This is a genomic window from Gordonia jinhuaensis, from assembly GCF_014639795.1.
GTDB classification, from domain to species: domain Bacteria; phylum Actinomycetota; class Actinomycetes; order Mycobacteriales; family Mycobacteriaceae; genus Gordonia_B; species Gordonia_B jinhuaensis.
Genome location: NZ_BMGC01000013.1, coordinates 85,430 through 97,425 on the forward strand (window position 1 = coordinate 85,430; position 11,996 = coordinate 97,425).

General features: G+C 61.2%; 12 protein-coding genes. 11 read left to right on the forward strand and 1 reads right to left on the reverse strand.

Features of this window, described 5'->3' with window-relative positions; all coding sequences use genetic code 11:
• The first annotated feature begins 1 nt into the window (after position 1).
• The 11 genes from IEW22_RS10860 to IEW22_RS10910 all read left to right on the forward strand — a co-directional run bounded on the left by IEW22_RS10860 (position 2) and on the right by IEW22_RS10910 (position 10,763).
• Positions 2-961 carry an AfsA-related hotdog domain-containing protein gene (locus IEW22_RS10860; protein ID WP_188586619.1) on the forward strand — a complete coding sequence of 320 codons (960 nt, stop codon included), beginning with the start codon at positions 2-4 and terminating at the stop codon, positions 959-961.
• Positions 958-1,632, forward strand: a complete 675-nt coding sequence (locus tag IEW22_RS10865) for an HAD-IA family hydrolase (protein WP_188586620.1) — start codon at positions 958-960, stop codon at positions 1,630-1,632. Before IEW22_RS10860 ends, IEW22_RS10865 begins: the two co-directional genes overlap by 4 nt.
• Positions 1,629-2,342, forward strand: a complete 714-nt coding sequence (locus IEW22_RS10870; protein ID WP_188586621.1) for an SDR family oxidoreductase — start codon at positions 1,629-1,631, stop codon at positions 2,340-2,342. The genes IEW22_RS10865 and IEW22_RS10870 overlap by 4 nt, the downstream gene beginning before the upstream one ends.
• Before the next feature lie 84 nt (positions 2,343-2,426).
• Positions 2,427-3,698, forward strand: a complete 1,272-nt coding sequence (locus tag IEW22_RS10875; RefSeq protein WP_188586622.1) for a hypothetical protein — start codon at positions 2,427-2,429, stop codon at positions 3,696-3,698.
• Positions 3,695-5,212 (forward strand): MFS transporter, encoded by a 1,518-nt coding sequence (locus tag IEW22_RS10880; RefSeq protein WP_188586623.1) that lies wholly within the window; start codon positions 3,695-3,697, stop codon positions 5,210-5,212. Before IEW22_RS10875 ends, IEW22_RS10880 begins: the two co-directional genes overlap by 4 nt.
• 22 nt (positions 5,213-5,234) lie before the next feature.
• Positions 5,235-5,552 (forward strand): hypothetical protein, encoded by a 318-nt coding sequence (locus IEW22_RS20555; protein WP_373284171.1) that lies wholly within the window; start codon positions 5,235-5,237, stop codon positions 5,550-5,552.
• Positions 5,545-6,039, forward strand: coding sequence for a hypothetical protein (locus tag IEW22_RS10890; RefSeq protein WP_188586625.1), 495 nt, complete (start codon positions 5,545-5,547; stop codon positions 6,037-6,039). The genes IEW22_RS20555 and IEW22_RS10890 overlap by 8 nt, the downstream gene beginning before the upstream one ends.
• Positions 6,040-6,049: 10 nt before the next feature.
• Complete coding sequence (locus IEW22_RS10895) at positions 6,050-7,573, forward strand: acyl-CoA carboxylase subunit beta (RefSeq protein ID WP_229742466.1); 1,524 nt, start codon at positions 6,050-6,052, stop codon at positions 7,571-7,573.
• Complete coding sequence (locus IEW22_RS10900; protein WP_188586626.1) at positions 7,554-8,546, forward strand: ACP S-malonyltransferase; 993 nt, start codon at positions 7,554-7,556, stop codon at positions 8,544-8,546. The genes IEW22_RS10895 and IEW22_RS10900 overlap by 20 nt, the downstream gene beginning before the upstream one ends.
• Positions 8,547-8,550: 4 nt before the next feature.
• Entirely contained in the window at positions 8,551-8,952 is a 402-nt protein-coding gene (locus IEW22_RS10905; protein WP_188586627.1) for a PPOX class F420-dependent oxidoreductase, read from the forward strand.
• Positions 8,949-10,763: an acetyl/propionyl/methylcrotonyl-CoA carboxylase subunit alpha gene (locus IEW22_RS10910; RefSeq protein WP_373284170.1), complete on the forward strand. Its 1,815-nt coding sequence runs from the start codon at positions 8,949-8,951 to the stop codon at positions 10,761-10,763. Before IEW22_RS10905 ends, IEW22_RS10910 begins: the two co-directional genes overlap by 4 nt.
• A gap of 494 nt (positions 10,764-11,257) precedes the next feature.
• Here the strand turns inward: IEW22_RS10910 and IEW22_RS10915 are convergent.
• Positions 11,258-11,996: integrase core domain-containing protein (locus IEW22_RS10915; RefSeq protein WP_229742468.1), on the reverse strand; the 739-nt coding region annotated here is incomplete at its 5' end.

Here is an 11,996-nt window from a genome sequence, read left to right on the forward strand (position 1 = left end):
GATGAGCGCCAAAGCCCAAATGTACGAACCGGGCCGCGCCGCACGGGAACTGGTGCATAGAGCCAGCGACAATGAAGTATTTGTCACACCACCCGAGTATCGCGGTGACCGCTTGCACGCCAACTGGGCACTCATGCCGCATTCCGCCAACGCCTACTACTACGACGGTCTCGACGACCCACAGCACGACCCAATCTTCTTAGCGGAACTCATGAGGCAGGCCGCCATGAGCGGCGCTCACGAATTCACCGGCGTCCCCACCGACATCGCCATGTTCTTCATCGAGATGTCGCTCACCAACCACCCAAGGATCCCAACATCAACCACCTCTGCGGAATCGAACCCGCGAATGCGTATTGAGACCTCGCTCGACGACATCCGCTACAACCGAGCTCGCGACCCACGGCGCATCAAATACTCTCAGACTGCGTCGATTGACGGCGATCTTTGTGCGAGCACCGAGGTGATCGTTCAAGGAGCCAGGCGATCGAAGTACCAGGACCTACGCACCTATCAGCGTGACGGCGTACCGGCCCCGCGTACAAGCTCGCTGCCCCGCCGCCCCACCAACGCGGCAGCCCCTCCGTCTATGGTCGGGCGACATAACACGGCGAACGTCGTATTACGGGACCTGGAATCACACAGTGGGCGAACAACCGCGGCGCTGAGTCCCGACTACCACAACACAAGTCTGTTCGATCACGATTACGACCACATTCCGGGGATGGTCCTCCTAGAAGCAGCACGCCAGATCACCCATGCCGCCGAAGACGGTGCCGCGCCGCCACTTCGACGATTCCACTCCACCTTTCACTCGTTCGCGGAGCTGGATCGACCGTTGCGGATTGAATACCAGCGGGTCGACGACACTGCTGCCGCCACCATCGAATTCACCCACGACGACAAGACCGCAGCCATCGTCACCGTGCAATTTGTAAGCGACGAAGGACCAAATCGATGACCACGCCGGCACCCAGCGACGACAAGCGAATCGCCGTATGGACTGACTTCAGAGGGGTACTCACCCCACCTCTGAAGTCAACGCTCAAACACTACTGCCAGCACCGTGAATTTACCCCCGCTCAGCTTAACGAAGCCCTTCACGCGGTCGCGAGAATGCACAACATGCCCGACGCCATGGCTGTGCTCGACTCCGGAGTGTTGAACGAGGAAGACTGGCTAGCATCGATCTCTCAAGAACTAGCAGCGCAATTCAACATCATCGATGCACTAGACGGCTTCCGTGACGACTGGTGGGGTGACCGCCGGATTAACTCAGACTGGGTCAAGCAGTTACGCCAGCTACGCGACGCCGGTGCATTCGTGGGAGTGGTATCGAATCTGCCTGCAGAGTGGAAAATGCCGTTCAGCGAAGCCCTCGCACCGTACGAATTTGACCACATCGCCGTGTCGTGTGATCTCGGATTCCGCAAACCAGACTGGCAAATGTTCGCCCACCTCTCCGAAGTCGCGGGAGTGAGCCCAGCGAAATCGATCCTCGTCGACGACCTGACGGCAAACATCGCGGGGGCGCACGCCGTCGGCTGGAAGGCATATCACTTCACCGATGACAGTGCGGACGCGGCCCAGTTCTGCAGAACGGTGATGAACCAAGAAGAGGGGACTCTATGACATTGCCAGTTGTACTGGTGACAGGTGGTTCAGGCGGGATAGGTCGGGCTATCGGGCAGCGGCTGTCCACCGACTATCGCGTCGCCCTCGGCTACAGCAGCCATCGCCCGGATGTGGATATCGACGGTGCGCTATGGGTCAGATGCGACGTGACCTCCGATGATTCCATCGACCAAGCCGTTGACAATGTGCGCGAAAGGCTTGGCCCAATCTACGGCCTGGTGAACAACGCGGGTGTGACAGATGCGTCGCTGCTCGCCGCTGGCGATAGGACCGGAGCTGAGCAGGCCATCGACATCAACCTCCGCGGCGCGTTGCGAGTAACCCAGCGGTGCATCGGCGACATGATTACCGAACGCAGCGGACGGCTCCTGTTCATGTCGTCAATCATGGCTGCCTGGGGATCCCCAGGCCAGGTGGGATACTCCGCCTCCAAGAGCGGTCTCATCGGTCTGGCGCGGTCGCTTGCCTGGGAGCTGGGACGCCGGGGAATCACTTCAAACGCCGTCTTACCCGGCCTAATCCAGACCGAAATGTTGTCCGACGTGAGTGACAAGAGACTCGCCGCTGTGGTGAACCAAACCCCCTTGCGGCGGATTGGGCGAGCCGACGAAGTGGCAGCACTTGTCCACTTCCTGTTGAGCAACGATGCAGCGTTCATCACCGGAGCCAGCATCCCGATCGGTGGTGGTATCGGCATGGGCCTCTAACCCAGAGTGTCAACGGATAAACCTCGAAGGAATCACCGATAGATACGACCGTCACCTCGACCACAGAAGAGCAGGAGTATAACGATGTTCAAGTATGACTGGCGTGAAAGCTACCTAGCAGCGGCCACCGATTTCGGCCACCCGTCCGGACCATCTATCCTCAAAACGGGACGTTCAGACGGGGACACCGCCGTCATCCTGATCGGCGGCAAAGAAGGCACCGCGAACGGGTTCAATGTTCTAGCCCGCAATATCGCAACATTGTCACCGAACATCGACGTGTGGTCGATGAATCGCCGAGAAGCCGAGCTTGCGGACACCAGCTATTCCACTAGAGATCTCGACGAAGCTGTCAGTTACTACGTGCTCGACGCGGCATATCAGCGGCCCTCGGCGAACGCTGTCGCTGAAGCCAGCTCTAGGGGGCTCGTAGCCCTCGTGAACGACATCAAGTTCGTCGTCGACCAGGCCCGCGCGTGCGGAAAAAGCAAGGTCCTGCTCGGCGGTCATTCCGTCGGGGCGGCCGCTGCGGCACACTTCGCCAGTTGGGACTTCGCTGGAACTCCCGGTTACGACCTGATCGACGGCCTAATCCTCATCGACGGCGGTATCCATGACGCGTTCGCCGGCGCAGGAATGCACTTCGCGATCGATGACGCCACCGCCAATGGTTGGCTCGCCGGCATCGAATCAGGTGCAGCATTTGAAGCCGATACCTCAACCACCGCGGTCCTAGGGTTTGACGGGCCGCCGGAATCAGCGGCGATCTTTTACCATGTCGCCGCGCGACTCTTGTTGGAACGACCCCAGTCGGTTTCTCCGCTGCTCAGGCACCTACCTGCGCAGTACGGTCTGTCAGGTAGCGAAGATGCAACCAACATGGCGGTGTTTCACGCGTTGAATACCGCCACGGGGCCGGGACATTCCGTGACAGTCGCCGGTTCTGCGGACCTGGCGGCAACGGCTCCCACCCGGCTGGGGTCGGTCGCACACTCGCATGCGATCGCGGGAGGAGCATTCCAGTGGTACACGTCGAACCGCACACTCCTGGACTACATTGTCGCCGATTCCTTCCGGCCCTCGGCGCTCAGCGAGCAGTTCGGATTCCGCAACACCCATGGCAGCGAGATCAATATACCCGTATACAGTTTCGCTTCAGCGTTCACCAACGGTAGCTGTACACAGTCAGCGCAGTGGCTGGCCGAGACCGCCCCGGTCCCAGAGTTGATCATCGACAGCGACGATGAACTCACCCACCATGATCTTCTGTGGGCTGACCTGCCAGCGAACACACTGGTCCGCGGGATCACGGACTTCGCCAACCTAGTGACAACCTTGCAGGGCGCAGCCCGATGACGCGTACTGAGGTGGAGCATCAATCTAGTGCGGTGGCTAACCGACCAACGTGGCTCGTCCTATCGGTTGTAGGGCTCGCGGTTCTCATCGTCCCGCTTGGAGTTAGTGGCACCCCGGTTCTACTGCCTGCAATCTCTGCTGACCTGGGAGCCCGTCTCGAATCGGTTCAATGGGTAGTCAATGCTTACAACGTCGCGGCGGCCAGTCTCATGCTCACCGCCGGTGTGCTCGCTGACCGTATTGGACCCAGGAAGATATTCGTTGGTGGAACCAGCCTGTACTTCGTGTCTTTGGTCGCCGCAACATTGACCAGCAACGTTCTCGTCCTCGACGTACTGCGCGCCTTAGCTGGAGCTGGGGCGGGAGCGATTGTCACATCCGGCACCGCCATCGTCGCACGCAACTTTGAAGGACAAGCCCGGGCGTCAGCGTTTGCCACTATCGGCATGGTGATCGGTCTAGGCCTAGCTCTCGGTCCGTCCATCAGTGGACTCGTGAGCGAAGTCGCAGGATGGCGCGGTGTATTCGCTGTCCAAGCCGTGCTCGTCGGCGTCGCTCTTGTAGGTGCACGGCTGCTCCCATCCTTCGCTGGGCAATCCGACGGTGGGCGGTTCGACATTCCCGGTGCGGTCCTGTTCTCCGGTGGACTAGTCGTCTTTACCGTCGCAATCATCCGCGGCCCGATCGCCGGATGGGGTTCTTTGCAGGTCGTGGCACTTTTCGTGGTAGCGGTAGTGCTGTTCGGAGCGTTCATCGTCGCCGAGCTGCGGACCGCTAACCCCCTGTTCGACCTGCGCCTATTTGCCAACCGCCAATTCCTGACGGTCAACATAGTGAATCTTGAGTTCGCGCTTGGGTTCATTGGTCTCTTGCTGGCGTTGCCAGCCTACTTGGCGGTTACTCGAGGCCTGAGTTCCGGCATGATCGGCGTAACGATGCTGGGCCTGACTGTTCCGGCATTTGTGATGCCCAATGTGGCTGGTGTGCTGGTTCGGCGCGGAGCGACAACGCGTCTGGTTCTCACGCTTGGTCTCGTGCTGATGTCTGTCGGCGCAGCGATCTCTTTGTTCACCGTGAGCGCTGATGCGTCGATCGTCTGGTTGGTCGCATCGATGATCGTCACGGGCTCCGGGGTGGGTGTCCTGATGGGCGTCATGGATGGCGCAGCCGTTGCCACGGTCGAACAGTCTTCGCTCGGGATGGCGGCGGGAATGTTCAATACGGTGCGCCTCGCCGCCGAATCCATTGCGTCGGTCGTGGTCGTTGCCGCCGTCGCATCGCTGTCGCGCTCATACCTCACCGACTCAGGTGTTGCCGCCGCGGCCGCCCAGCGGGTTGGCGACCGTATCGCCTCTGGCAACACCGACCTCGGCCTCAATCCACCAGCAGCGTCGATTATTGCCTCGTCGCACGATCACGCACTACACGGTCTGGCCGCCCTATCGGGCCTGCTCGGGATCGTGACGATCGGCGTGGTGCTCACAGTGATGAGGAAGAGCTCTGATGAGCACTGATCGCGGGACCAATCATCAGGGTATGACCGCATCGGTGACCGTCGGCGTGGATGATCCGGTGTGCGCCGGACACTTCCCCGGGGCCCCCGTCGTTCCAGGAGTGTTCATGCTGGGGCTGTGCTCCCGGGCTGGGAACGCTGGGCCAGACGCGCGCCTTGGCGCACTGAGGGCAATTCATCGCATGCGTTTCACACAGCCGGCGGTGCCGCCGTGCGAGATTGCCACGACCGCGACGGACATCATCGAGGTGCCAGCCGGAGCTCGCATCAAGTTCTCCATCACGGTTGATGGTCAGCGGGCCGGGACCGTAGATGCAGAGTGGGAGGTCGGCAGTGTCTGACGCGGGCAGTACACAAGTCATCGATCTCTTGCCTCACCGCGGCAGCGCACTCATCATCGACCGGATTGTCAGGCTCAACCCGGAATCTGGAAGTGGTGTGATCGAATCCTCATTCACAACGGCACTGATACAACAGCTGCATCAGCGACTGGAGTCGATCGACGTTCCGCACGATTCAGACCAGATCGTTCCCGAACTGGCCGTCCTCGAAGCATTCGCCCAAGGCTGCGGAATTGTCTGGGCCGCAGGACAAAAGGATCCCGACGACGCCGAGCACGGACTAATTCTCGGATCCGCGGCGACTGTGCACTTCCAATGCCGAGCGCGCACAGGTCGAGCGGTGCACCATCACATCACCCTCGACTCAGACCTAGGCAGCGGAGCGAGTTTCAGTGGGAAAGTAATTGACGCCTCCGATGGTCAGGTGATCGCAACGATCGGATCACTACTCGCTGTCCGCGCGCTAGCCACGCCGACCAACAACTAGGAGTACGACGGTGACAGACACGCTCGCGAACACGCTAGACAACAACAGCAAGCGCAGTCATCGGCGCACGCGGATGACTGTCCATGAGCGCCTCCAGTGCATCTTCGATGAGGACTCGTTCACCGAAATCGGTGCAGAACGCATGCATGAGAGCGCGGCTTTTGGGCTCGCCTCGAAACGCCACGCCGGAGATGGCGTCGTGACAGGGTGGGGAACAGTCAATGGACGACCGATTGCGTTGTCGGCCACCGACTTCAGCGTGCTCGGCGGATCACTAGGTAGAGCACACGCCGCCAAGATCCACAGGATCATGGACTTCGCACTCGATCAGAAGATCCCCTATGTGTGCATCAACGACGGTGGTGGAGCGCGTATTCAAGAGGGAGTGGGATCGCTTGACGGCTACGGGGGTATCTTCCGGCGACACGTCAAACTATCGGGGGTTGTGCCACAGATCAGCGTGATCGCGGGCCCGTGCGCGGGAGGAGCTGCGTACGGACCCGCGCTCTCGGATTTCGTCTTCGTGATCGATGAGCTGTCCGAGACCTATCTCACCGGCCCGGCGGTCGTCAAGAAGGTGACGGGAGAGGATGTTACGGGCCGATCGTTGGGTGGCGCGGAAGTACATTCCCAGCGCAGTGGGCTCGCGGCTTTCCGCTGCACTGACGAAGAGCAATGCTACGAAGACGTCAGGTACCTACTCGATATCCTCCCGTCGAGCTGTGCTACGCCGGCGCCGACCTGGTCCCGAACCGCCAACGCAGAACAAAGCCAGGAGCGCAACAATCTCATTCTTGATTCGATAGTCCCGGAGTCGCCGCGAGCGGCGTATGACATGCGTGAAATTTTCACTCTAATTGTCGACGACGGCGACTTCCTCGAAGTTCATGAAGAATGGGCACCCAATTTACTAATCGGATTCGCGCACATCGATGGCAGGTTGGTCGGAATAGTGGGTAACCAGCCCTCGGTTTTGGCGGGTGCCTTAGACGCGAATGCCGCTGAGAAGGGCGCTCGGTTTGTGCGATTCTGCGATTGCTTCTCCATACCGCTGCTGACTTTTGTGGACGTTCCCGGGTTCCTCCCCGGATCTGCCGAGGAGCAGGGTGGGGTCATCCGCCGCGGGGCCAAACTGCTGTACGCCTATTGCGAGGTTACCGTCCCACGAGTGCAAGTTATCGTTCGTAAGGCCTTCGGTGGAGCCTACATCGTTATGGACTCGATCGGACTTGGCGCGAACCTGTCTTTAGCGTGGCCCACGAATGAAATTGCGGTAATGGGAGCAGAGGCAGCGGTAGAAATTCTTCACAAACGCCGCTTGAAACAGTCAAGCGATGTAATAGGTGACGTGCAACAACTCGCCGATGAATACCGCAACGAGGTTATGCACCACACCTATTCCGCAGAGCGCGGGTTCGTTGATCAACTCATTGATCCTTCACAAACCAGGGGATACATCAAACGGTTCCTGTCGGCCGTTAGCGCGGGACCCCACTACGGAGAGGACAGGAAGCATGGCAATCACCCTCAATGAAGAACTGGAACGGTCGAAGTTCGAGTCTCCCGTCGCGCCTGGCGCAATCTTCCTTTGCCCTGGACAGGGGGCCCAATACCGAGGGCTTCTTGACCCGTGGCTCACCACGGCGCGTGCGAACGAGATGTGCGACAGGTGGAGCAGAGCAATCGGACTAGATCTGCGTGCCGTGTCTCGGGATCGCGCGGCTCTTGAGGATACAGCGATCGTTCAACCACTCATCACTGCTGCATCACTACTGGCATTCGAAGCGTTGTCACACGAAGTGTGGTTCGACCGCAGCAGGTCCGCAGTACTTGGTCATTCGGTGGGAGAACTTGCCGCCTCCGCCATCGCGGGCTTCTATTCATTCGACACCGCGATGAGTATCGCGCGATCCAGGGGCCTGCGCATGGCTGAGTGCTGCTCCGCACAGGCGACGGGCATGCTCGCGCTGATGCCGTCTCGCAAGAACCCCGCATCGTCCGAAGAAATTGTAAGGATTGCCGCCGCATCTCCTGATGTGGAGATTGCAAATATTAACGGAGCTGGACAAGTAGTGGTTGCCGGTTCAAGCGAGGGGATTGAATCATTCGAGCTCAGCCTCGGCCGGAATGTTCGAGCTGTACATCTCGATGTCGCGGGTGCGTTTCACTCGCAGTACATGGAACCTGCCCGCGTCGCATTCGCGAGGGATCTCGAAATCATCAAATTTGGCGACAACCTTCCTAGCCGTCCAACCTTCTACTCCAATTTCGACGGGGCTGTGGTCCACCGAGGCGCCGATCTCAAGAACCGCCTGTGCAATCAAATCGTGTCCCCTGTCCGGTGGGACAAATGCATGGAATCAGCTGACTCCACCTCTAGGAGTCTACATGTGATCGAACTGGCTCCCGGTACGTCTTACGGAAAGCTATGGGCACGTCATCACGGACCTGAGAGTCGGCAGGTTTTCAGTCTCGACGGAGACTTCAACCGCCTAACGAGAAGGTGAAAGCATGAGCAATCTACATCTGGCGGACTCGCATCGCGATTTGATGGAGGCCCCGCTGTTTGGGATGCTTGGAACCATTCGATACGATGGCAGCGTCCAGGTGAATCCGATGTGGTTCGTGTTCGATGAATCCGCACAAGTTTCTTTTACAACCTCGACCACCCGGGTGAAGTACCTTAACCTCCATGCCGACCCCCGGTTCTCTTTGTGTATTGCAGACCCGACAGCTCCGTATCGTTACCTCGAGATACGCGGTCGAATCACCGAGGTTGATTCAGACCATAATGGTGACTTCTTCTCTGCGATGGCCCAACGCTATGGACGCAAACTCGGTGGACAACTTCCTCCAGACGTCATGCAGAGAGTTAGACTAAAGGGGACTGTTGAAAGATGGAGTGGTCAGTGACTCCTTCTATCCGCATCCACAAGGTCCTCATCGCCAACCGTGGGGAGATCGCGGTCCGCGTGATCCGCGCCGCGAAGGACGCTGGTCTGACCAGTGTGGCGGTGTACGCCGAGCCCGACGCCGAGGCACAGTTCGTGAAGCTCGCCGATGAGGCATTCGCTCTCGGCGGTCAGACCTCTGCCGAGTCCTACCTGGCCATCGACAAGATCATCGATGCCGCGAAGAAGTCCGGGGCCGACGCCGTTCACCCGGGGTACGGCTTCCTGTCCGAGAACGCCGACTTCGCCCAAGCCGTCATCGACGCCGGACTGACCTGGATCGGTCCCTCCCCGCAGTCGATCCGCGACCTCGGTGACAAGGTCACCGCGCGTCACATCGCCCTGCGCGCCGAGGCGCCGATGGCCCCGGGCAGCAAGGATCCGGCCGCCGACGCCGACGAGGTGGTCGCGTTCGCCGAGGAGTACGGCGTACCGGTGGCGATCAAGGCGGCGTTCGGCGGTGGCGGCCGCGGGATGAAGGTCGCGTACACCATCGAGGAGATCCCGGCCCTGTTCGAGTCGGCCACCCGCGAGGCCGTCGCCGCCTTCGGTCGTGGCGAGTGCTTCGTCGAGCGCTATCTCGACAAGGCCCGCCACGTCGAGGCGCAGGTCATCGCCGACCAGCACGGCAACGTGGTGGTGGCCGGTACCCGTGACTGTTCGCTGCAGCGTCGTTTCCAGAAGCTCGTGGAGGAGGCGCCCGCGCCGTTCCTGACCCGCGAACAGCGCGACCGCATCCACTCCTCGGCCAAGGCGATCTGTCGGGAGGCCGGTTACTACGGCGCGGGGACCGTGGAGTTCCTGGTGGGTGCGGACGGCCTGGTCTCGTTTCTCGAGGTGAACACCCGTCTGCAGGTGGAGCACCCGGTCACCGAGGAGACCGCGGGAATCGACCTGGTGCGTCAGCAGTTCCGCATCGCCGCGGGTGAGAAGCTCGAACTGTCTGAGGATCCCGAGCCCCGCGGCCACTCCATCGAGTTCCGCATCAACGGGGAGGATCCGGGCCGCAACTTCCTGCCCGCCCCCGGTCCGATCACCGTCTACCGCGAGCCCGCGGGTCCGGGGGTCCGGGTGGATTCCGGCGTGGTGGCCGGTGACGTCATCGGCGGGCAGTTCGACTCCATGCTCGCCAAGCTCATCGTGACCGGCGAGAACCGCGAACAGGCCATCGAACGCGCCCGTCGCGCCCTCGACGAGTTCGCGGTGGAGGGTCTGGCCACCGTACTGCCGTTCGACCGGCACATCGTGCGTCATCCCGCCTTCATCGGCCGGGTCGATCCGGACACCGGCGAAGAGACCTTCGACGTCTACACCAAGTGGATCGAGACCGACTGGGACAACACCCTCGAGCCCTACGCGGGGGGTGCGCCCATCGGCGAGGACGAGTCGGCTCCGCGTCAGCAGGTCGTCGTCGAGGTCGGTGGACGCCGCGTCGAGGTCTCCTTGCCCGGTGATCTCGCGCTCGGCGGTGGCAACGGTGGCAGCAGCAACGGCGCGATCCGCAAGAAGCCCAAGCCCCGTACCCGCGCGAAGGGTGGTGCGGCGGCGGTGTCCGGCGACTCGGTCGCCGCACCCATGCAGGGCACCGTGGTCAAGGTGGCCGTCGAGGAGGGCCAGGAGGTCGCCGCGGGTGACCTGGTCGTGGTCCTCGAGGCGATGAAGATGGAGAACCCGGTGGTCGCCCACAAGGACGGCACCGTCTCCGGTCTGGCCGTGGAGCCGGGCACGCCCGTTACCCAGGGTGCCGTTCTACTTGAGATTTCGGCAAATTAGCAAGCGGACATCGGGAGGCAGGTGCTTTATCCGGGGGAATACAAGGTGGGCAGAAGCCGGGCACCATTTCCGGTTAGTGAAAAGCCGCGCAATACGTGGCAGCGTGTTGCTTAGCACATGACCGAATCTTGCGCCGACGAAGTTCGACCGTAGCGCCGTAGCTTGCTTGGTGCAGAGAACACAGGCGCAGCCAGGCGTGCTGCACACCAGACATGCGCGGTTCGACGCGCACTCCCCCGGCGCGCACCCGCAGTGGCGGCGGCTGGCGAGCGAAGCCGGGAGGTCGCCCCGCAGTCGGGTCGACTTGCGACCAGTCGACCGAGACAGGCCGCGGTGGGTCGATGATGCGCAGCGTCGTTCGATCAGACCACATATCCAAGGCGCGTGGATCGAACACGCATTCGATACTACGTGGTAGTGTCCACGTCGCGGGGTGTGATGTATCGGGACATCGGTGACGTTTCTGCATCTGGACATTGGTGACACTTGGTGTGTCAGGACTTCGGTGACGGTGCGGTCTTCTTGGTGGGGCGTGGGCCGCGGGGTTGTCGATTTCCGACGTAGGTGATTCCTGGGGCGGGTCGGGGGTGTTCGACGAGGACTTCGCCTTCGGTGTTGGCGATGACGATTGTGTTGTCGTCGGTGACAACGAGGACCTGGTCGAAGGCGTGGTCCACATCGACCATGTAGGTGACTGCGTCCACGCTGATGGTGCCGGAGGTGCTGACAGTTCTGGCCAGGACGCCGTCGGGTAGGTCGGTGGGTTGCCGCTGTGCGGGCCGAGGGCGTGGTGTCGGCGGATCGAGCAACGGCCGACCGAATTTGGGGTGTGGCGCGTCGGCTTTCGGTGTTGCCTGCCAGGCGGTCAACGGTGTGACCCGCCCGGGCAGTCCTTGGTGAGGCCGCTCGGTGTTGTAGATGTGGTCGAACGCGTCGACCTGGGCCTGCAACTCGGCCAGGGTGTCGGCAAGTGGCTGTTTGTCCAGGTAGCGGAACAGTGTCTGGTGGAAGCGTTCGTTCTTGCCCTGCGTGGTGGGCTTGTAGGGCTTGCCGGTGATTGTTTCGACTCCGAGCGCGTGGGCGTGTTCGACGAGTTGACCGATGCGGCCGCGGCGTGAGGGGTTGAAAGCGGGCTCTTCGAAGTTAGCCGGGCACTGCTCAGCAGTGGAATTGCTGGATGTTGGCCCGCTGGGCGCGGGTGCAGTGGAATCGTATCCGGCGCCGCGAGTTCTC

Coding starts and splice junctions, on each gene's coding strand:
- IEW22_RS20555 (WP_373284171.1), top strand. CDS start 5,235: ATGACCGCATCGGTGACCGTCGGCGTGGATGATCCGGTGTGCGCCGGA.
- IEW22_RS10880 (WP_188586623.1), top strand. CDS start 3,695: ATGACGCGTACTGAGGTGGAGCATCAATCTAGTGCGGTGGCTAACCGA.
- IEW22_RS10860 (WP_188586619.1), top strand. CDS start 2: ATGAGCGCCAAAGCCCAAATGTACGAACCGGGCCGCGCCGCACGGGAA.
- IEW22_RS10870 (WP_188586621.1), top strand. CDS start 1,629: ATGACATTGCCAGTTGTACTGGTGACAGGTGGTTCAGGCGGGATAGGT.
- IEW22_RS10900 (WP_188586626.1), top strand. CDS start 7,554: ATGGCAATCACCCTCAATGAAGAACTGGAACGGTCGAAGTTCGAGTCT.
- IEW22_RS10875 (WP_188586622.1), top strand. CDS start 2,427: ATGTTCAAGTATGACTGGCGTGAAAGCTACCTAGCAGCGGCCACCGAT.
- IEW22_RS10905 (WP_188586627.1), top strand. CDS start 8,551: ATGAGCAATCTACATCTGGCGGACTCGCATCGCGATTTGATGGAGGCC.
- IEW22_RS10865 (WP_188586620.1), top strand. CDS start 958: ATGACCACGCCGGCACCCAGCGACGACAAGCGAATCGCCGTATGGACT.